The sequence below is a fragment of the Rhizobium sp. RAF36 genome, assembly GCF_052114105.1.
Taxonomy (GTDB): Bacteria; Pseudomonadota; Alphaproteobacteria; order Rhizobiales; family Rhizobiaceae; genus Rhizobium.
The window spans coordinates 638,646-659,123 of sequence record NZ_JBFREC010000001.1; the positions used below are offsets into that span (position 1 = coordinate 638,646).

A 20,478-nucleotide genomic window follows, 5' to 3' on the forward strand; every position below is an offset into this window, starting at 1 on the left:
GTCCGCGGCTTTCGAAAATCCAGGGAGATCATCATGCCGACCGAAATTCCAAACCCGGCCGAAACGCCCCGCGGCCCGACGCCGACACCCGGGATACCGGATCGTGTTCAGGAGAAGCCGCCGCTGACGCCGGCTCAGGATCCGGCCGACAACAAGAACCCCAACGACCCGACGCCGCCGAATCCGGCATTGCTGCCGATCGGCGATCCCGCGGGGGCGGCGTAGCGCAGGCGCTAACGCAAATTCCACGAAGTCACCCGCCGGTGACGCTCATGTGGCGTGCGACGGCGGGTTTTTTATGCGTGCGGTCGATGATGAAGTCGTGGCCCTTGGGCTTGCGGGTGATGGCTTCGTCGATCGCCGCGTAGAGCAGGCCGTCATCTTCGGTGGCGCGTAACGCGGAGCGCAAGTCGGCGGCATCGTTTTGCCCGAGGCACATGTAGAGCGTGCCGGTGCAGGTCAGCCGTACGCGGTTGCAGCTCTCGCAGAAATTATGGGTCATCGGCGTGATGAATCCGAGGCGGCCGCCGGTTTCGCCGACGGTCACATAGCGCGCCGGGCCGCCGGTCTGGTAGCCGATATCGGTCAGAGTAAACTGCTTTTCCAGCGAAGCGCGCAGCTCCGAAAGCGGCAAATACTGGTCGGTGCGATCCTCATCGATTTCGCCCATCGGCATCGTCTCGATCACCGTCAGGTCCATGCCGCGGCCATGGGCGAAGCGCAGCATGCCGGGGATCTCATGCTCGTTGAAATCCTTGAGCGCGACGGCGTTGAGCTTGATCTTCAAACCGGCCTTCTGCGCCGCATCGATGCCCTGCATGACCTTTTCCAGGTCGCCCCAGCGGGTGATCTTGTGGAATTTGTCCGGGTCGAGCGTATCGAGCGAGACATTGATGCGCCGTACGCCGCAATCATAGAGCTCCTCGGCATGACGGGCGAGCTGGGAGCCGTTGGTGGTCAGCGTCAGCTCCTCGAGGCCGGTGCCGACCTGCTTTCCGATCTCGCGGATCAAAAACATGATGTTCTTGCGCACAAGCGGCTCGCCGCCCGTCAGGCGGATCTTGCGGACGCCCTTGGCGATGAAGGCGGAACAGAGCCGGTTCAGCTCTTCCAGCGAAAGCAGATCCTTCTTCGGAAGAAAGGTCATGTTCTCGGCCATGCAATAGGTGCAGCGGAAATCACAGCGGTCGGTGACGGACACACGCAGATAGCTGACGGCCCGTCCGAACGGGTCGATCATCGGGCTTGCATCCGCAACGAGCGGTGCAGCGCTTCCTATCGTGCCGACATTGCTGTTCACCAATACCTCCGCAATCATGTTAATGTGGTCATATGTGACTGTGCCGTCAAGGTAAACGGTACAGGCACACGGTAGATTGAGCTTGCCAGAAAACGCCTCAATGCCTACTCAACGAATGCGAACGGAGTGCAGCAATGAGCGACATCTGGCCCACCGAACTCAGGGTTTCGAAAGACCGGCAGCGTCTTGCCGTGACGTTCAACGATGGTCAGAGCTTCGATCTCTCGGCCGAAATGCTGCGTGTTCTATCGCCTTCGGCGGAGGTGCAGGGGCATGGCCCGGGGCAAAAGCTCACGGTTCCCGGCAAGCGCAACGTGGCGATCATAGCCATGACGCCGACCGGGAACTACGCCGTGCGCATCGGCTTCGACGATATGCACGACACCGGCATCTTCACCTGGACCTATCTGCGGGAACTCGGCGAACGGGGTGTCGAGCTGTTTGCAGATTACGAGAAGGAACTGGCCGAAAAAGGCATGAGCCGGGACGTGGCGGAACAGCCGCGTTGATTGACAACAGCCATAGGGGGCATGGATGGCAGGAACTGCGATGAGAAACTGGCTCCGGGCGAAGGGCAGCCCGGGCGGCAGCAAGGTCACCTTTCTGGAATTGTTCTTCGACCTTGTCTTCGTCTTCTCGATTTCGCAGCTCTCACACGCGCTTGCCGCCCACTACACACCGCTCGGTGCCGCCGAAGCGGCGCTGATGACATTTGCGGTCTGGTGGGTCTGGATCTTCACGGCTTGGGTGACCAACTGGCTGGACCCCGATAAAATGCCGGTGCGGGCGATGCTGATCGTCCTGATGCTGCTCGGCCTCGTTCTATCCTCGTCGATCCCCGAAGCCTTCGGCGACAAGGGGCTGTTGTTTGCCGGCGCCTATGTGCTGATGCAGGTGGGGCGCTCGCTTTTCACCGTCTATGCGGTGCGGCATTCCAGCCATTCCAACTATCTGAATTTCACGCGTATCAGCATCTGGCTGGCGGTATCAGGTGTGTTCTGGATCGCCGGAGGCCTGCTCGAGCATGAGGCGAGACTGATCGCCTGGGTGATTGCGCTCGCCATCGAATATGCCGGTCCTGCGTCTGGTTTCTTCGTGCCGGGTCTTGGCAAATCGACCACCGCCGACTGGGATGTTTCCGGTGCGCATATGGCTGAGCGCTGCGCTCTGTTCATCATCATCTGCCTCGGCGAGGCCGTTCTCGTCTCGGGCCGGACCTTTTCCGAAATGCCGTTCTCGCCGATGACCGGCCTCGTTCTGGTCACCAGCTTTGCATCGACCGTTGCCATGTGGTGGCTATATTTCCGTTTCGGCCATGAGCGGGCGGCGCATCGGATCGAACACGAGGAGACGCCAGGAAGTCTGGCACGCCAGGCGTTCACCTATGCGCATATCCCGATTCTGGCTGGCATCATCGTCGATGCCGTGGCTGTGGAATTCATGTTCTCGCATCCGCACGAGGTTGGCGATATCGGCATTGCCGCTGCCGTGCTTGGCGGCGCCGGGTTGTTCCTGGCGGGAAATCTCTGGTTCAAGGGTGCCGTCAGCGGACGGGCGCCACTCTCGCATCTGGCAGGCATCATCCTTCTGATCCTGCTCGCGTTTCTTTCGCCAGCCGTCGAGATCTACGTGATGGGGATACTGGCAGCACTGGTGCTCGTCATCGTCGCGGTCTGGGAGTACCGGTCGCTGGGTTCGGCGGCGCCCGCGCCGACGCTGCACTAGCGCTCAGTCGTCGTCCTTCAGGTCCTGCTGGAGCAATGCGATGATGCGCTCCATTGAGCCGGCCATGGCCATGCATTGCTCCAGCGGCTCGTCGGAGAGCATGCGGTCGATCAGGTCGGTCTGGATCACCATGGCCTTTTCCGTCAGCGCGCGGCCGTCTTCCGTGAAATAGAGCCGCAGCACCCGCTTGTCGCGCTCGTCTCCGCGCCGCTCGATCAGGCCGCGCTTTTCCATCTGCGGCAGCAACATGCTCATGTTGGAGCGGCCAACCAGCAGCTTGCGGGCCAGATCCTGCTGCGTCAGGCCTTCGAAGCGGTAGAGATTGATCAGGATATCGAGATGCGGTGTCTTGATATCGAGCTCGGCCAGCGAGCGGCCGAGCGATTGCTGCATCAGCTGGCAGGCGCGGGCAACGGCGATCCAGCTGCGAAAACGCGGATGATCCCAGGGAAGGGATTGATTTTTGTTCATCGTTGTACTTTATTGTTCAGTGTTGAACATTATTGGATTCCCACTATGGCAAACTTTGCGCTTGCGGTCACCCGCTTCGGATTTCGCGCGCTGCAGGCTCTTTCGCCCGATCTGTCGGGCGAGGCGGCCTTCCGCCTGTTCTGCCGTACGCCCTCGCTTCGCCCGAAGGGACCAAAGGCCAAGGCCGCACACGCCGCTGGATCCTTGTGGCTGAAAGATGCGGAGCGCATCGCGATCCGGCTTGCGAACGGCCGCTGCGCGAGAGCCTACAGGATCAATGGCGGCGCGCGCGGGCAGCGCAAGCGCTATCTCGTAACCCACGGCTGGGGCTCGGGCATGGCCTATATGACCGATCTGATCGCGGTGCTGGCCAAGGACGGTGCCGAAGTCATCGCGCTCGATTTCCCGGGACATGGTATCTCCGGCGGGCGCTCGCTGCATATGGGGTTGGCGGTGGAGACGATTGCTGTAGCCCAAGATCGTTTTGGCCGCTTCGATGCCGCCATCGGTCACTCCTTCGGCGGTGCAGCTTTGATGGTATCGGCGACCGGCATCTTGCCGCAGATCCACAAACTGGAAGCGGAAAAGATCGTCACCATCGGATCGCCAAGCGAGATGGCTTGGCTGTTTCATGATTTCGGCCGGATGATCGGCCTTGGCAAGCAGGCGCAGGCGCTCTTGGAGCGCAAGGTTCAGCGCGTAACCGGGCGCAAGCTCGCCGATTTCGATGTCGGCACTTCGGCTGGCCGTCTCGCAGTGCCGGTTCTTGCCGTCCATGCCGAAGACGACAAGGAAGTAGGCGCCTATCATGCGCGGCGTTATGCAGCGTCGGGAGAGAATGTCAGACTCTTCTGGGCCAACGGCTTCGGCCACCGGCGGATCATCGGCGCCGAACCGGTGCTGCAGGAGATTAAGTCGTTTGTTGATGCCGCGCCCGGCAAGAGCGATGCCGAGATCGTTTCTCTTTTCGAGCTTCCGGCGAGGCGCGCGTCATTGTAGCGTCATCTTAGGCGGCTAATGAAAGCCGTGAACCAGGATGGCAGGCGATCATGAAAATCATCAGGACAGTGGAAGAGCTCGGCGAGATCTATGCAGGCGGGTTGACGCAGGCTTCGGTTGCCAAGGTCACCAAGGTGCTGACGCCGCTCTACCGGCAGATGATCGAGGCCTCGCCATTCGTGGCGCTGGCGACGGTTGGACCTGAGGGTCTCGACTGCTCACCGCGCGGCGACATCGGCGGCGTCGTCAGGATCGTCGACGAGAAGACCCTCCATCTTCCGGACTGGCGCGGCAACAATCGCGTCGATTCGCTTTCCAACATCGTTCGCGATCCGCGATTGGCGCTGATGTTTCTGGTGCCCGGATCGAACACGACGATGCGGATCAATGGCCGCGGCGTGGTCTCCGATGACGAGAGCCTGCTCGAAAGCTTCGAGATGGACGGCAGGCATCCGCGCACGGTCGTGGTGATCACTGTCGATGAAGTCTATTTCCAGTGCGCCAGGGCGCTGATGCGCTCGCAGATCTGGAACCCGGAAACCTTCGCCGATCCGGCAAGCCTGCCGACACCGGGCATGATGTTGAAGGCGGCAGCAGGCGATTTCGACTACGAAACCTATGATCGCGAATGGGCGGGACGCGCTGCGAAGACGATGTGGTAGCGCGTCACCGGATGGTGATGGTCAGGCCTTGTAGATCAGCCAGCTCTTGGTGAAGTCCTTCTGCATGCCATCCTCATAGAGGACGCTGCAGTTGCGGCCGGCGTGCTTGGCGCCGTAGAGGGCGATATCGGTCTTGTAATAGAGCTCTCCCGCGTCGTCGGCATGGGATGCCATGCAGACACCCATGGAAACCGTGACCGGGCCATAGTTGATCCGGGTGCGGGAGTTCTTGAACGGTGTCGCTTCGAGGGTGCGGCGGATCCGCTCGGCCATGCCCATGACCTCTTCCTGCGTGTTGCCGTCGATGATCAGGGCAAATTCTTCGCCGCCCGTGCGTGCCACGAAGATATCGCGGCGGACATTGGCTCGGATGACCGAGGCAACAGTGGCCAGGATCTTGTCGCCGACCGGGTGGCCGTAGGTGTCGTTGATCTTCTTGAAGTTGTCGATATCGGCCAGCACCAGAGCGGTCACAGGCTTCAGGGCGACGTTGTCGAAGACAGCGGCGAGCCGGTCGTCGAAGGCGCGGCGGTTGGACAGGCGGGTCAGCGAGTCGGTGTTGGCGATGCGCTTGTACTCGTCGAGTTCCTTGCGGACCTCATCCATTTCCTGCGAGCGCTGAGCGACATTCTCGACGGTACGTTCGCCGTGGGCCATGGTGTCGCCGGTTGCCTGGGTCAGTAGGGTGATGGCGTTTTCGAGGAGATCGACACTGGTGGTGTTCTTGGTGTTGATACGGCGGTAGGTTTCGCCGAGCAGCTTGTTGTAGCTCTCGAGAGAGGTCTGCTCCTGGCGCAGCACTCTGAGCAATCCCTCAAGTTCGGCGGCGATGCGGGAATGGACATCGTCGAAGACGCGGGCGGGAGAGTGGGTGAAGTATTGCGAGCCGAGCTCGTCGAGTTCTTCCTGCGTCGCCTGTCCGCCGAGTGCCGCGAGATCGCGCGTCAGGGCCGGATTGGAACCGATATAGGCTTCGTAGAAGAGTTCGTAATTGCGCGGGATTGGCGCGACGCCCATAGAACGCATGGCAAAAGTGATCTGGCCTGCGACATCCGGGATCTGCGCTTTCTGCGCTGCAGCCGTATTCATCCGGCATACTCCTCAAGGAATTAGAAAAGCAATCTTCTATTGGTTAGCTTAAATTCGTTGGGAAACAATTAAGACGATATATACCAACGATTACATGTGATTATTCTGGTTGTATATTCCAGAAATACTATAGCATTGAAAAAACTCAGGAATCTGAGGGATGCTCACACCTGAGGCTGTCTTCCGGCTGTGGCCGGTTGAAAGTTTCCCGGAAAATCTCTGAAAAAATTTGCATAAGCGTGTTCTTATTTCATTGACGGTGACGGCGACGGCGTCCGTCTTTTGTGAACGCGGCTTTGCCCTGCCGTCAGAGAGATATCAAGATCATTGCTTCCGAAGCTATTTTGAACGCTCCGGAAGCTAATGCGTGTAGTCCCGGCATCAGCCGAGATTGAGTTCCTGGAAGAAGTCGTTGCCCTTGTCGTCGATGACGATGAAAGCGGGGAAGTCTTCGACCTCGATCTTCCAGACGGCTTCCATGCCGAGTTCGGGATATTCGAGAACCTCGACCTTCTTGATGCAGTCCTGTGCCAGACGGGCGGCCGGGCCACCGATCGAGCCGAGATAGAATCCCTGATGCTTCTTGCAGGCTTCGCGCACGGCGCGCGAGCGGTTGCCCTTGGCGAGCATCACCATCGAACCGCCGAAGGACTGGAACTGGTCGACATAGCTGTCCATGCGGCCCGCAGTCGTCGGACCGAAGGAGCCGGAGGCATAGCCTGCCGGGGTCTTGGCCGGACCGGCGTAATAGACCGGGTGGTTCTTCATATAGTCAGGCATGCCTTCGCCATTTTCCAGGCGCTCGCGGATTTTCGCATGCGCAAGGTCGCGGGCGACAATAATGGTGCCAGTCAGCGACAGGCGGGTCTTGACCGGATGCTTGGAAAGCTCGGCGAGAATGCCGGCCATCGGCTGGTTGAGGTCGATACGGACCATCGATTCCGACAGCTTCGTTTCGTCGATCTCCGGCATGTATTTCGAGGGGTCGGTCTCGAGCTGTTCGACGAAGATACCGTCGCGGGTGATCTTGCCCTTGGCCTGACGGTCGGCGGAACAGGAAACCCCGAGGCCGATCGGCAGCGAAGCGCCGTGTCGGGGCAGGCGGATGACGCGCACGTCATGACAGAAATACTTGCCGCCGAACTGGGCGCCGACGCCCATCTGTTGCGTCAGCTTGTGGATTTCCTTTTCCATCTCGATATCGCGGAAGGCGTGACCGCTTTCCGAGCCCTCGGTCGGCAGGTCGTCGAGATAGCGCGTCGAGGCGAGCTTGACCGTCTTCAGGTTCATCTCGGCGGAAGTGCCGCCGATAACGATCGCCAGATGGTAGGGGGGACAGGCTGCCGTACCCAGCGTCAGGATCTTCTCCTTGAGGAAGTCGATCATCCGGTCGTGCGTCAGGAGCGACGGCGTGCCCTGGTAAAGAAAGGTCTTGTTGGCCGAACCACCACCCTTGGCGACGAACAAGAAGTCGTAGCTGTCGGTGCCTTCTTCATAAATATCGATCTGGGCCGGCAGGTTGTTCTTGGTGTTTTTTTCCTCGAACATCTTGATGGGCGCCAGCTGCGAATAGCGCAGGTTCTTCTTTTCATAGGCGTCAAGCACGCCCCTGGAGAGCGCCGCGGTATCGCCGCCTTCGGTCCAGACGCGGCGGCCCTTCTTGCCCATGATGATGGCGGTGCCGGTATCCTGGCACATTGGCAGAACGCCGCCGGCGGCAATATTGGCGTTCTTCAGCAGATCGTAGGCTACGAAACGGTCGTTGTCTGTGGCCTCGGGATCGTCGAGGATCGAGGCGAGCTGCTTCAGATGGCCGGGGCGGAGCAGGTGGTTGATGTCGGCAAAGGCGGTCTCGGCCAGCAACCGGATGCCCTCTGGCTCGACCGCCAGGATCTCCTGACCCTTGAAGCTGTCGACCGAGACGTAGTCGCTGCTGATCTTGCGGTATTGCGTCGTGTCTTTGCCGAGCGGGAAGAGATCGTCAGCCATTGGAAACCTTTCGAATGGGCTAGTTTGGAAGCGATCTAAATCCGGGCGCGGCGAAATGCAATGCGCTGGAGAAGGGTCTTGGTTCCGCCGCGGCAAAAAGCCCGCCCGGCAGAGCCGGACGGGCCTCGATCCGAAGGAGTCAGATCAGATTAGAATGCACGCTGCAGGCGGAAGAAGCCCGTAACGCCGGTGTAGCTTGCGCCAACCGTAGAGGTGTCAGAGTCGTGATCGACGTAGGTGACTGCCAGCTTCGCTGCCAGGTTCTGAACGACCTGATAGTCGAGCGTTACGCCTGCGCGCCACTCGCTACCACCGTCAAATTCCTGCTCGCCAGCCAGGCCGGTGACATCGACATTGCCGGTGTACTGGAAGCCAGGGGTGATCGTGAACTTGTCGGTCGCCTTGATGGCGTACTGGGCTGCAACAGTCCATTCGCCCTTGGTGAAGTAGGCGCTAGGACCGTCAGCCCAGATCGCTGCGATGCCGAGCGTGCCGGGGCCGATGTCGGCGCCGATCTTGCCGCGAACAGCGAAGTTGTCAGCATCGACGTCGTAGCCAGCGAGAACTTCGTATGTGAAGCTGCCGGCCTTGCCGCCGATCGCAGCGTCGATACCGAGGTCGTTGCCGCCGGTTTCCCAAGCGAAGCCGTTACCGCCGAGTTCTTCGAGCGCGACGCCAGCGTAGAAGCCGTTGGCTTCGTACTGGTAACGGGCCGTGTTGAAGCTCGTGGTGCCGGAGTTGGTGATGTCGAATTCGCCCGAGAAGTCGTTATCCCACCAGTTGACGAACTTACCGACGCGCAGGCCAGCGATGTCGATGTAGGCGGTGTCGAGAACGGTTGCGTTCTGAGCGCCGCTTGGGCTCAGAGCGCCGTCCTTGATTGACGGGCCACGATAGTTGGCCTGGTAAACGATAACGCCGGTGAGCGGGCCGTATTCGGTATCGCTCTTGGCAGTGAACTGAACCTGACCGCGGGTACGGACGTTCCAGTCTTCGCCGCCCTTGCCGGTGGCCGGATTGTCGGTGCCGTCGCCAAACGCGAAGTTGACGTCGAAACGGATGTAGCCGTTGATCTTCAGGCAGGTTTCAGTGCCCGGGATGTAGAAGTAGCCGGTGCCGTAGGCGTCGCAGACGCGAACGTATTCGACGGCTTCCGGTTCTGCAGCGACGATGGCGTCTGCGGCGTGAGCGCCGGAAACTGCTGCGAGAGCTGCAGCGGAGCCAAGGAGAAGGCTCTTGATGTTCATGGATAACCTCCAATTCAAAGTTTCGATTGGGCTGGGATTTTTTGCCAACAGCATTCCCTTTCCCGGCCCTTGTTTTTGAGAAGAAGGTGGCATGCCCCCAACTTCGAGGCGGTGGGTACAGGGCGAACGAAACGTCAAAATTACAAGTTTGTCACAACGGGTGGTAAAGTATCGATGTTGCGTATTTGTCACGCGTATGTATATATAAACGCCAACGTACAGTAATATACTGAACTATAGGTAATATATTACATAATTATAATGAATCCTGATGTTGAGTTTATATTTTATAATATATTGTAATTACATTTCGATATTCGAATATTAATCTTATTTTCCGAAGTCTCGGCGTTTTTATACGTCCGTCATGGAGCGGCGCTAGAGGTTCGCCCCGGGCAAACCCAAGGCCCGTTTATGCCGGGAAAAAACGGCGAAAGGCTCGCGAAGTGACCTCCGCGAGCCTTTCTTGTTCAACAGGCGTTGCTTGATCAGCCTTACTTCGGTCCGATCATCTGCTCCGGCCGGACCACCGAATCATACTGTTCCGACGTCACCAGCCCGCTGGCGAGCGCTTCTTCCTTCAAGGTCGTGCCGTTCTTGTGAGCCGTCTTGGCGATCTTGGCGGCGTTGTCGTAGCCGATTGTCGGGGCAAGGGCGGTGACCAGCATCAGTGATCGCTCGAGGCCTGCCTTGATGTTGTCTTCGCGGGCTTCGATGCCGACGACGCAATTGTCGGTAAAGGAGATCGCGGCATCGCCAAGGAGCTGAACCGATTGCAGGAAGTTATAGGCCATCATCGGATTGTAGACGTTGAGTTCGAAATGGCCCTGGCTGCCGGCGAAGGTGAGGGCGGCATTGTTGCCGAAGACCTGGGCGCAGACCTGGGTGAGCGCTTCGCACTGGGTCGGGTTGACCTTGCCTGGCATGATTGACGAGCCGGGTTCGTTTTCCGGCAGTGCCAGCTCGCCGAGACCGGCGCGCGGGCCGGAGCCGAGGAGGCGGATGTCGTTGGCAATCTTGAAGAGGGCTGCAGCTGCGGCATTGATGGCGCCATGGCTGAAGACCATGCTGTCATGCGATGCCAGCGCCTCGAACTTGTTGGGCGCCGTTACGAATGGCATATCGGTGATCTTGGCGATCTCATCGGCAACCGCTTCGGCAAAGCCGACCGGCGCATTCAGGCCGGTGCCGACGGCCGTGCCGCCTTGTGCGAGTTCGCAGAGGCCGGGAAGCGTCATCTCGATCCGCTTGATCGCCGAACCCACCTGTGCAGCATAGCCCGAAAACTCCTGTCCCAGCGTCAGCGGCGTGGCGTCCTGCGTATGCGTACGGCCGATCTTGATGATGTGATTGAACTCGACCACCTTCATGTCGAGCGCGGCGTGCAGGTGCTTGAGGGCGGGCAGCAGGTGATGAGCGAGCTGTTCGGCGCAGGCGATATGCATCGCTGTCGGATAGGTGTCGTTCGACGACTGACTCATATTGACGTGATCGTTCGGATGAACAGGCTTCTTCGAGCCCATAACGCCGCCCAGCATTTCGATGGCGCGGTTGGAGATCACTTCGTTGGCATTCATGTTCGACTGCGTGCCGGAGCCCGTCTGCCAGACGACGAGCGGGAAGTGGTCGTTGAGCTTGCCGTCGATGACCTCCTGCGCCGCCACTGAAATCGCCTTGCCGATCTCAGGGTCGAGCTGGCCGAGTTCGACATTGACGCGCGCGGCCGCCTGCTTGACGATGCCGAGTGCGCGGACGATCGACAGCGGCTGCTTTTCCCAGCCGATTTTGAAGTTGCCGAGCGAGCGCTGGGCCTGTGCGCCCCAATAGCGGTCGCTCGCAACTTCGATCGGGCCAAAGGTATCTGTTTCGGTACGGGTCGTGCTCATCGCAGTGCCTTCCTCTGCTGTCGTCAGGATGGCGTCTTATAGGCCTGGAGCGCCGCCAAGAAAACCGTCTCGCAGCTTAAAATATGAGAGTTATTTTCATGTTTTAGGCCCGGTTGGCGTGGTATTTGGGACACGGCCGGAATTTTATGCGGAACAGCTGAAAAACGGGCTTTGGCGGCGGCGCGAAATTGGGTAAAAAATTAACCAATAATTTCATAATTTTGTGTGAACTGCGGAGCGCCGCCGCGAAGGATCACGTCACGCAAAGTTGAGTCGTCCGGCGCTGGCGGCGCAGGCTGGATTCTGCCAATGGAGCAGTGAGCCAGGCGGTAGAAATCTCGAATGGGCTCGGGCCCACGCCAAGACAGCATGACACTGGGACTGGAAAAAGCATGACATCGTTTTTCAAGGGTGCGGTTTCCGCACTGGCACTTTCCTGCGGCTTTGCGGCACTTGCTGCGCCCGCGCATGCCTATACGCTGATGGACATGATCCGCGGTGACCGGCCGCGCACCCAGAGCACCATCATCGATCCTTCCAATCCCGCGCAGATGCCGGCCATGCAGGCCCCCGTCGACGCGCCGCTGCCGAAGGTGACGTCGCCGACCTATTATACGTATAAGCCGGACCCGATGCGTCTGGTGAACACGGCGAAGTTTGCAGACCCGGTCGTAACCGGTGCCGTCGTCGATGCGTCGGCAACGTCGGGCGACCAGTCCGGCGTTCAGCGCCGCTATCTCGCCGATGCCAAGGTTCGCGCCGACGGCAATGTCGCGAAGTCGCTCGAAACCTATTACGGCGACACCAAGAACCCGCTCGTCTGGGTCAGCGGCACGGAAGTGAACGATCGCGCCAAGGCCGCCATGAGCTTCCTGGCAAGCGCCGGTTCCATCGGTCTCGATCCGGCAGACTACGCCGTCGATCTTCCGGCTGCCGATGCCGCCAATCCTGACTCGACCGTTCGCGATCACGCGCTGACGCAGTTCGAACTTGAGCTGTCGTCGAAGGTTCTGGCCTATGTTCAGGACACGGTGCGCGGTCGTATCGATCCGAACAAGCTGTCGGGCTATCACGATTTCAAGCGCAAGGTCGTCAATCTCGATCCGGTACTGAAGCTCGCGCGCATGAGCCCGGATGTCGGCTCTTATCTCGCCAGCCGCAGCCCGGATGGGCGCGAATTCGATATCCTGAAGAAGGAGCTTGCCAAGCTGAAGGCCGAAGGCGGCGACCAGGAGCAGATCACCATCTCGCTCAACGGCCTGCTGCGCCCGGGCGACAGCTCGCCGGAGATCGCCAATATCGTCAAGGCTGTCGGCAAGCATGGTTCGGAAGCACTGAAGACCCAGCATGCTGCGATGCTCGCTGCCTATACCGGCGGCTCGGACTATTCGCCCGAGGTGGTGTCGCTGGTCGAGGACTTCCAGAAAGAGCATGGCCTGAAGCCTGATGGCGTCATCGGTCAGGCGACCGTCCGCGTCATGACCGGCGGCGACAGCAACACGGCGAAGATCAACAAGCTCGTCGTCGCCATGGAGCAGGCCCGCTGGCTGCCGGAAGATCTCGGCTCGCGTTACGTGATGATCAACCAGCCTGCCTTCATGGTCTATTACCACAACGACAACAAGGAACAGCTGTCGATGCGCGTGGTCGTCGGCCAGCCGACGCATCAGACTAATTTCTTCGAAGATGAGATCCAAACCGTCGAGTTCAATCCGTTCTGGGGCGTGCCGCAGTCGATCATCATCAACGAGATGCTGCCGAAGCTGCGCGCCGATCCGAACTATCTCGATCGCATGGGCTATGAAGTCGCCGTCAACGGCCGTGCCGTTCCGTCTTCGAGTGTCGACTGGTACGGTTCGACCGCCAACGTTTCGGTGCGCCAGCCACCGAGCGGTGACAATGCGCTCGGCGAACTGAAAATTCTGTTCCCAAATTCGCATGCGATCTACATGCATGACACGCCGCAGCGGAGCTTCTTCAAGCGTGATATGCGCGCGTTGAGCCATGGCTGTGTGCGTCTTGCCGATCCGCGGGCGATGGCGGCTGCCGTGCTGAACACGACGGTCGACGATGTCGCCAAGCAGATCGCCAGTGGCCAGAACAAGGCTGTTTCGGTGCCGCAGCGGATCCCGATCTATATCGCCTACTTCACGGCCTGGCCGAACAAGGACGGCAATGTTGAATATTTCAACGACGTCTATGATCGCGATACCTACACGATGAAGGCCTTCGACATCACCAGCAAGGCGCGCGGCGCTCAGATTTGAGCGTTTTAATAGTCATGAAAAAGGCGGCCGGTGGCCGCCTTTTTGTTTGCCATGCTGGCGGGCTCAGGCGGTCTGTACGGCCTTGTTGCCTGCCGCATAATCGCGGATCAGCGCGTTGGCGAAATCGGGCGTCAGTTCATCGAAATGCTGGATGATACGGGTGGGTTCCAGGCTCGCGATCGGCACGTCGGAATAGCCGAATGGGACGCCGATAGAGGCGACCGAGGCGTTCTTGGCGACGGCGATATCGTTAAAACTGTCACCGACCATGATGCTCCGCTCAGGCGTGCCGCCGGCCTTTTCGATCGTACCGAGGAGATGACGGGCATCGGGCTTGCGTACCGGAAAGGTGTCTCCGCCGGTGATCGCGTCGAAATAGCCGGTGAGGCCAAGCTTTTCCAGCAGCGTGCGTGCCAGCGATTCCAGTTTGTTGGTGCAGACGGCCAACTTGAAGCCGTTGGCCTTCAGATTGTCCATGGCGGCGACAAGGCCGGGATAAGGCTTCGTGTGGCCGGGCATGGTCTCCGTATAATGCGCGATGAAGCGCTCCAGCAGCAATGGGGCCTCGCTTTCGGTCAGCGGGTGACCGCGCAGCTTGCAGGCGCGCTCGATCATCACCTTGGCGCCGTGACCGACGAGATGGGTCAGGTTGTCATAACTGACGGGCTCGAGGCCGATCGAGCCGATCGAGTGATTGAGGCTCTCAATGAGATCGGCATGGGTATCGAGAAGCGTGCCATCGAGATCGAGTACGACAAGGGCAGGGGTCAAGGTCTGTTGCCTCTTCATGAAAACGGGTCGGTCCGGAGTAGGCGAAGGGCGGTGAAAAAGCAACGTCAAGACTAGCCTGTTTCGGGCCCGCCGCGATGCTTTTGCTTTTCAGTTTGCTTCGGTTATTTTGGCTTTCGTTTGGCATGCGAGCCGTGTTAACAGCACATCCAACGAAACAATCGGAGTAAGCGGCGCATGGATGCCCGCGAGATGAAGATCAAGGCTGCCGCGGTTGCGCTGACCCATGTGAAAAGCGGTATGCGCCTCGGTATCGGCACGGGGAGCACGGCTGAAGAGTTCGTGCGGCTGCTGGCGGAAAAGGTCGCAGGCGGCTTCAAGATCGAAGGCGTTCCGACATCCGAACGCACGGCGCGGCTTTGCGTCGAACTCGGCGTACCCCTGAAATCGCTCGATGAATTGCCGGAACTCGATCTGACCATCGATGGCGCCGACGAGGTGGATGGCGCCCTGCGTCTGATAAAGGGTGGCGGCGGTGCGCTGCTGCGTGAAAAGATCGTCGCCGCAGCATCCGGACGGATGATCGTCATTGCCGACGAAAGCAAGCTGGTGGAGACGCTCGGCCAGTTTCCGCTGCCGATCGAAGTCAATCCGTTCGGTCTGGTTTCGACCCGGATTACGATCGAGAAGGTCGCCGCGAAACTTGGCCTCAGCGGCAGTCTTGCGATCCGCCGATCGGGTGACGGAGATTTTACCACGGATGGCGGCCACCACATTATCGATGCATCATTTGGCCGCATTCCTGATGCAGAGGCGCTTTCGAGCGAGCTGAATTCAATACCCGGTGTCGTTGAACACGGGCTTTTTCTCAATATGGCGGCACTTGCGATCATTGCTGGTCCATCCGGTGCCCGCACGCTGCAAGCGAACAGATAACAGGAGCATTGAACTCATGAAGACATTTGCAGGTCTTGGCCGCATCGCCGCTGCGACCGTAATTCTCTCCAGCTTCGCTTTCGGTACTGCCGTCAAGGCTCAGGAAGTCACGGAAGAGCAGCTGAAGGCAGCACGCGCGGCAATCGCTGCGATCGGCGCCACCGCTCAGTTCGACAACATCCTGCCGGGTTTGGCAGAGCGCCTCAAGGCCGGCCTGATCCAGGATTCGCCGAACTATGAAGACCAGATTTCGCAGACGGTCGATGCGACCGCTCTCGCCCTGGCGCCGCGCCGCGCTGACCTCGAAAAGGAAGCTGCGACCAACTATGCCAAGGCTTTCACCGTTGAAGAGCTGAAGGCGATCGCCGATTTCTACGGGTCCGACGTCGGCAAGAAGCTGCTCAAGGACGGCCCGATCGCTTCGCGCGAGACCAACCGTGCGGCCGATATCTGGGCTCAGGGTATCGCCCGCGACCTGCAGAAGAATGCCAGCGACGAACTTGGCAAGATCATCAAGGTCGAGCCGGTTCAGCTCGACACGCCGGCAGCACCGGCCGATGCTTCCGGCGCTCCGGCTCAGGCGCCCGCCAAGGCTCCGGCAAAGGCACCTGCCAAGGCTCCGGCCGCTCCGGCCCTCAACCTGCAGACCCCGCAATAAGCGGTTTCACGATTACCATGACGAAAGCCCGGCTCGCGCCGGGCTTTTGTTTTCGTGGCCACCGATACTATATGCTTTGTCAGCCTTCCCTCCCGATTCCCAACCGGAGCATTTCCTCATGTCTGCATATGATTACGACCTCTTCGTCATTGGCGGCGGTTCGGGAGGCGTAAGAAGCGCGCGCGTGGCGGCTTCGCTCGGCAAGAAGGTGGCGATCGCGGAGGAGTATCGTTACGGCGGCACCTGCGTCATCCGCGGCTGCGTGCCGAAGAAGCTGTTTGTCTATGCTTCTCAGTATCATGAGCATTTCGAGGATGCGGCTGGCTTCGGCTGGACCGTTGGTGAAACCAGCTTCGACTGGAAGAAGCTGATCGCGGCCAAGGATGCCGAGATTTCACGGCTGGAAGGGCTCTACAAGAAGGGACTTTCCACCGCCAACGCGGAGATTCTGGAGACCCGCGCCGAGCTTGTCGACAATCATACCATTCGGCTCATCAACACCGGCAAGACGGTGACGGCCAAGACGATCGTGATCGCCACTGGCGGCAAGCCGAATGCGCATGCAGCGCTTCCCGGCCACGAGCTCTGCATCTCGTCCAACGAAGCCTTCGATCTTGAAGTGCTGCCGAAGTCGATCGTCATTGCCGGCGGCGGCTATATTGCCGTCGAGTTCGCCAATGTCTTCCATGGCCTCGGTGTCGAGACGACGCTGATCTATCGCGGCGCGGAGATCCTCTCGCGCTTCGACCACGATCTGCGCCGCGGCCTGCACGAAGCGATGACGGCCAAGGGCATTCGCATTCTTTGCCACGATCTGATCGAGAAGGTCTCCAAGGGCAGTGAAGGCCTCGTTGTCGAGACCAAGAACAACGGCACGCTGAACGCCGGTGTCGTCATGCTGGCGCTTGGCCGCGATCCGAATACCGATGGCCTCGGGCTTCAGGCAGCGGGCGTGAAGACCAACGAGCGGGGCGCGATCGTCGTCGACGATTATTCGCGCACCAGCGTCGATAACATCTACGCGCTCGGCGATGTCACCGACAAGGTACAGTTGACGCCGGTCGCGATCCACGAAGCGATGTGCTTCATCGAGACCGAGTACAAGAACAACCCGACCAAGCCGGATCACGACCTGATCGCCACGGCGGTGTTCTCGCAGCCGGAGATCGGCACTGTGGGTTTGACGGAAGAAGCGGCTGCGAAGAAATACCGCGAGATCGAGGTCTATCGCGCCCAGTTCCGGCCGCTGAAGGCAACGCTGTCAGGCCGTGGCGAGAAGATGCTGATGAAGCTGATCGTCGATGCTGCCAGCCGCAAGGTCGTGGGCGCCCATATCCTGGGGCATGACGCAGGCGAGATGGCGCAGATTCTGGGCATCACACTGAAGGCCGGCTGCACCAAGGACGATTTCGATCGCACCATGGCAGTCCATCCGACCGCCGCCGAAGAGCTCGTCACCATGTATGCGCCGAGCTATCGCATCGTCGACGGCCAGAAGGTCTGATCGTCAGCTGGTGATGCGCGGCATACGAATGACCTTGAGGAACAGGGCATTCATCGCCTGAGCGATACCGTCGGTCGGCGTCACTTCGAAATAGAGCCCGGGCGAGGCGCATTCTGCCATCTTGGTCGGGATCTGGCTCTGGAAGGGCCTGATCCAGCTATTGTACCAGCTGTTGTTGGGCAGCGGCAGGTAGGTCGTATAGAGTACGGCAATCTTGATGCCCTTGTCCTTCAGCGGCTTGCAGAAGGACGTGTCGATCGGCTCCTGGCAGCGTCCGCCTGTCGTCGCCTTGGTGCAGGTTGACGGCTTGTAGCTGTCGCCGACACCATCCGATACGAAGAACAGGATCTTCTGCGGCTGGGTCTGGCTGTTGCCGTCACCTTGGTTGCCGATGATCGTCTTCATCTGTGTCAGGGCGTTGTCGAAGCTGGTCTGCTGGTCGTTGTTATATCCCTGAAAGGGGATCGACATCAGATCGACGGCATTCGTGTAATTCGCCACCTTGTCGAGATCAGTGATCGGGTCGGAAATCGTCGTCAGGTTGGCATCCTGCGCGCGTTTGCCGAAGGTATAGACCCCCATGGCGAACTGGTTATCGGTGACGCGCTGGACTTTCGCTGTCTGCGTCAGCTGCTGCGTCGCCTGGCGCACGACGTCGATGCGCAGGGTGACGTTGTTCTTCCTGGCGAGATTGTAATAGCTGTTCGGGTCTTCGACGCCGGCGTCGGAGACGACGTGGCACGCGAAGGCACAGGTATCCGACGTCTTTTTTTCCATTGTCGCGACATCGGTCGGCGTCGCGCCGACGCCCATGGACGGCGTGTTGTCGAGAAGGATGTAGAAATTCATGAAGGCGGCGGTCTGGAAGACGGCATTTGCCGTGCCGTCGATCTGGATGCTGTTCCGGCCGAAGATCTGCATGAAGGTCGTCGGAATGCTGGCGCTGAACGACACCTGGGAATTCAGCTGATTGGCGACCTTGTTGACCTGAACGTCAAGGCTGACGTCGCTTGCCTTCAGTTCTCCCTGCATCTGGGCAAGAAAGATGCTGCGCGCATCCGCCAGGCCGGTCGAAAGCGGGCCATCGCCACTCGTCATCGCCTGTGTGACCGCGCTGGACTGCTGCGAGATGGAGCCGACAGCTGCGGCGTCTGCCGCAGCATAAAGCTGTGTCCGCAGACTCATTGCATGGCCGAAATCGATCGCCATGCCGGCCGAGCCGATCAGCGGCACGGCGAGCAGGGCAGTCAGCAAACCGAAGTTTCCGGAACGGTCGGCGAGCAAACGGCGCATGGTCATCGGCGTCGAAATCCCTGTCTCGGCCGCTCGCCTGCATTTTCAGGAAAGGCACCAGTGCGGCCCATTAATATTGAAGGGTGTTGTAACAGCGAAAGCTAAATCGTCAGCAAAACGACGTGGTATAGTTTGTCTTAATGGCGGGGATTGAAGTGCAGACGCGGCGTTCCTTTATATGCAGGAAAAACGTCGTCTTTTGCCCTTGAAAGTGTCCGAAACGCCGCTAGGCAAGCCGGGCCTAAAGGTTTATAAGCCGCCGTTATTCTTCAAGGACGATGCCCGGCGTTATCCGGTGTAGCAAAGGTGAGTAAGATGGCACAGACTTGGACCCCGAACAGTTGGCGGCAAAAACCGATCCAGCAGGTTCCGGAATATCCGGACCAGGCCGCTCTGGCGGCAACGGAAGCCACGCTTGCCACTTATCCGCCGCTGGTTTTTGCCGGTGAAGCACGCCGCCTCAAGAAGCAGCTCGCCAGCGTTGCCAATGGCGACGCATTCCTGCTTCAGGGTGGCGACTGCGCCGAAAGCTTCGCCGAACATGGCGCTGACAATATCCGCGACTTCTTCCGCGCCTTCCTGCAGATGGCCGTGGTTCTGACCTATGGCGCGCAGCTTCCTGTCGTCAAGGTTGGCCGCATCGCCGGTCAGTTCGCCAAGCCGCGTTCGTCGAACATCGAAACGATGAACGGCGTGTCACTGCCGAGCTACCGCGGCGATGTCATCAACGGTATCGAATTCACGGAAGAAGCCCGCATTCCGAACCCGGAGCGCCAGCTCGATGCGTACCGTCAGTCGGCGGCAACGCTGAACCTCTTGCGCGCCTTTGCGATGGGGGGCTATGCCAACCTCGAAAACGTTCACAAGTGGATGCTCGGCTTCATCAAGGACAGCCCGCAGGCGGATCGCTACCGCAAGCTGGCTGACCGTATCTCCGAAACCATGGACTTCATGAAGGCGATCGGTATCACTGCCGAGAACCAGCCGAGCCTGCGCGAGACGGATTTCTTCACCAGCCACGAAGCGCTGCTTCTCGGCTACGAGGAGGCGTTGACCCGCGTCGATTCGACCTCGGGCGACTGGTATGCGACGTCGGGCCATATGCTCTGGATCGGCGACCGCACGCGTCAGCTCGACCATGCGCATGTGGAATATTTCCGCGGCATCAAGAACCCGATCGGTCTGAAGTGTGGCCCGTCGCTGACGCCCGACAACCTGATCGAGCTGATCGATGCGCTGAACCCGGCCAACGAAGCCGGCCGCCTGACGCTGATCTGCCGCTTCGGCCACGACAAGGTTGCCGACAGCCTGCCGAAGCTGATCCGCGCCGTCGAGAAGGAAGGCAAGAAGGTCGTCTGGTCCTGCGATCCGATGCATGGCAACACGATCACGCTCAACCACTACAAGACGCGTCCGTTCGAACGGATCCTGTCGGAGGTGGAGAGCTTCTTCCAGATCCATCGCGCCGAAGGCACGCATCCGGGCGGCATCCATATCGAGATGACCGGCAAGGACGTGACGGAATGCACCGGTGGCGCCCGCGCCGTGACGGCGGACTCGCTGTCCGACCGCTACCACACGCATTGCGACCCGCGTCTCAATGCCGACCAGGCCCTCGAGCTTGCCTTCCTGCTTGCCGAGCGCATGAAGGGCGGCCGCGACGAGAAGCGTTTGGCCGTCAGCGCCTAAGTGCAAATGACTGAATTGGAAAAGCCCCGCACTG

At 59.8% G+C, this 20,478-nt stretch carries 18 protein-coding genes; 10 read left to right on the plus strand and 8 right to left on the minus strand.

Annotated elements, in window-relative coordinates; genetic code table 11:
• Nucleotides 1-33 precede the first annotated feature (33 nt).
• Nucleotides 34-225, plus strand: a complete 192-nt coding sequence (locus tag AB4Z25_RS03200; RefSeq protein ID WP_112387188.1) for a hypothetical protein — start codon at nt 34-36, stop codon at nt 223-225.
• A 28-nt stretch (nt 226-253) separates the two neighbouring features.
• On the opposite strand, the gene moaA is transcribed toward AB4Z25_RS03200, so the two are convergent.
• A complete protein-coding gene (gene moaA, locus AB4Z25_RS03205) occupies nt 254-1,300 on the minus strand; it encodes a GTP 3',8-cyclase MoaA (RefSeq protein ID WP_112539286.1) in 1,047 nt (348 codons plus the stop codon).
• A gap of 134 nt (nt 1,301-1,434) precedes the next feature.
• Here moaA and AB4Z25_RS03210 point away from each other — a divergent pair, with 134 nt between their 5' ends.
• Nucleotides 1,435-1,809, plus strand: coding sequence for a gamma-butyrobetaine hydroxylase-like domain-containing protein (locus AB4Z25_RS03210; RefSeq protein WP_112516058.1), 375 nt, complete (start codon nt 1,435-1,437; stop codon nt 1,807-1,809).
• 25 nt (nt 1,810-1,834) lie between these two features.
• Nucleotides 1,835-3,025: a low temperature requirement protein A gene (locus AB4Z25_RS03215; protein ID WP_112539285.1), complete on the plus strand. Its 1,191-nt coding sequence runs from the start codon at nt 1,835-1,837 to the stop codon at nt 3,023-3,025.
• Nucleotides 3,026-3,028: 3 nt separating this feature from the next.
• Here the strand turns inward: AB4Z25_RS03215 and AB4Z25_RS03220 are convergent, their stop codons facing one another.
• Entirely contained in the window at nt 3,029-3,496 is a 468-nt protein-coding gene (locus tag AB4Z25_RS03220; protein ID WP_112539284.1) for a MarR family transcriptional regulator, read from the minus strand.
• A 45-nt stretch (nt 3,497-3,541) separates the two neighbouring features.
• On the opposite strand from AB4Z25_RS03220, the gene AB4Z25_RS03225 reads away from it, so the two are divergent.
• Entirely contained in the window at nt 3,542-4,495 is a 954-nt protein-coding gene (locus AB4Z25_RS03225; RefSeq protein ID WP_112539283.1) for an alpha/beta fold hydrolase, read from the plus strand.
• Nucleotides 4,496-4,545: 50 nt separating this feature from the next.
• Nucleotides 4,546-5,157 carry a pyridoxamine 5'-phosphate oxidase family protein gene (locus AB4Z25_RS03230; protein ID WP_112539282.1) on the plus strand — a complete coding sequence of 204 codons (612 nt, stop codon included), beginning with the start codon at nt 4,546-4,548 and terminating at the stop codon, nt 5,155-5,157.
• 21 nt (nt 5,158-5,178) lie between these two features.
• Here the strand turns inward: AB4Z25_RS03230 and AB4Z25_RS03235 are convergent, their stop codons facing one another.
• The 4 genes from AB4Z25_RS03235 to fumC form a co-directional block, all read right to left on the minus strand.
• Nucleotides 5,179-6,246 (minus strand): GGDEF domain-containing protein, encoded by a 1,068-nt coding sequence (locus AB4Z25_RS03235; protein ID WP_112387195.1) that lies wholly within the window; start codon nt 6,244-6,246, stop codon nt 5,179-5,181.
• A 381-nt stretch (nt 6,247-6,627) separates the two neighbouring features.
• A complete protein-coding gene (locus AB4Z25_RS03240) occupies nt 6,628-8,235 on the minus strand; it encodes a fumarate hydratase (protein WP_112387196.1) in 1,608 nt (535 codons plus the stop codon).
• Nucleotides 8,236-8,384: 149 nt separating this feature from the next.
• A complete protein-coding gene (locus tag AB4Z25_RS03245) occupies nt 8,385-9,482 on the minus strand; it encodes a porin (RefSeq protein WP_112539281.1) in 1,098 nt (365 codons plus the stop codon).
• Nucleotides 9,483-9,976: 494 nt separating this feature from the next.
• Nucleotides 9,977-11,368 (minus strand): class II fumarate hydratase, encoded by a 1,392-nt coding sequence (fumC, locus tag AB4Z25_RS03250; protein ID WP_112516063.1) that lies wholly within the window; start codon nt 11,366-11,368, stop codon nt 9,977-9,979.
• A 392-nt stretch (nt 11,369-11,760) separates the two neighbouring features.
• Between fumC and AB4Z25_RS03255 the strand changes: the two genes are divergently transcribed.
• Nucleotides 11,761-13,635 carry a L,D-transpeptidase family protein gene (locus AB4Z25_RS03255; protein ID WP_112539280.1) on the plus strand — a complete coding sequence of 625 codons (1,875 nt, stop codon included), beginning with the start codon at nt 11,761-11,763 and terminating at the stop codon, nt 13,633-13,635.
• A gap of 63 nt (nt 13,636-13,698) precedes the next feature.
• On the opposite strand, the gene AB4Z25_RS03260 is transcribed toward AB4Z25_RS03255, so the two are convergent.
• Nucleotides 13,699-14,424, minus strand: coding sequence for an HAD family hydrolase (locus AB4Z25_RS03260; RefSeq protein WP_442207856.1), 726 nt, complete (start codon nt 14,422-14,424; stop codon nt 13,699-13,701).
• A gap of 177 nt (nt 14,425-14,601) precedes the next feature.
• Between AB4Z25_RS03260 and rpiA the strand changes: the two genes are divergently transcribed.
• The 3 genes from rpiA (at nt 14,602) to gor (ending at nt 17,462) form a co-directional block, all read left to right on the plus strand.
• Complete coding sequence (gene rpiA / locus AB4Z25_RS03265; protein ID WP_112539278.1) at nt 14,602-15,300, plus strand: ribose-5-phosphate isomerase RpiA; 699 nt, start codon at nt 14,602-14,604, stop codon at nt 15,298-15,300.
• Nucleotides 15,301-15,316: 16 nt separating this feature from the next.
• Nucleotides 15,317-15,958, plus strand: a complete 642-nt coding sequence (locus AB4Z25_RS03270) for a DUF2059 domain-containing protein (protein WP_112539277.1) — start codon at nt 15,317-15,319, stop codon at nt 15,956-15,958.
• 118 nt (nt 15,959-16,076) lie between these two features.
• Nucleotides 16,077-17,462: a glutathione-disulfide reductase gene (gene gor, locus AB4Z25_RS03275; RefSeq protein ID WP_112539276.1), complete on the plus strand. Its 1,386-nt coding sequence runs from the start codon at nt 16,077-16,079 to the stop codon at nt 17,460-17,462.
• Nucleotides 17,463-17,465: 3 nt separating this feature from the next.
• Here gor and AB4Z25_RS03280 read toward each other — a convergent pair whose 3' ends face one another.
• Nucleotides 17,466-18,755: a pilus assembly protein TadG-related protein gene (locus AB4Z25_RS03280; protein WP_112539400.1), complete on the minus strand. Its 1,290-nt coding sequence runs from the start codon at nt 18,753-18,755 to the stop codon at nt 17,466-17,468.
• Nucleotides 18,756-19,070: 315 nt separating this feature from the next.
• Between AB4Z25_RS03280 and AB4Z25_RS03285 the strand changes: the two genes are divergently transcribed.
• Entirely contained in the window at nt 19,071-20,444 is a 1,374-nt protein-coding gene (locus AB4Z25_RS03285; protein ID WP_112387204.1) for a class II 3-deoxy-7-phosphoheptulonate synthase, read from the plus strand.
• The last annotated feature ends 34 nt before the right edge of the window (nt 20,445-20,478 follow it).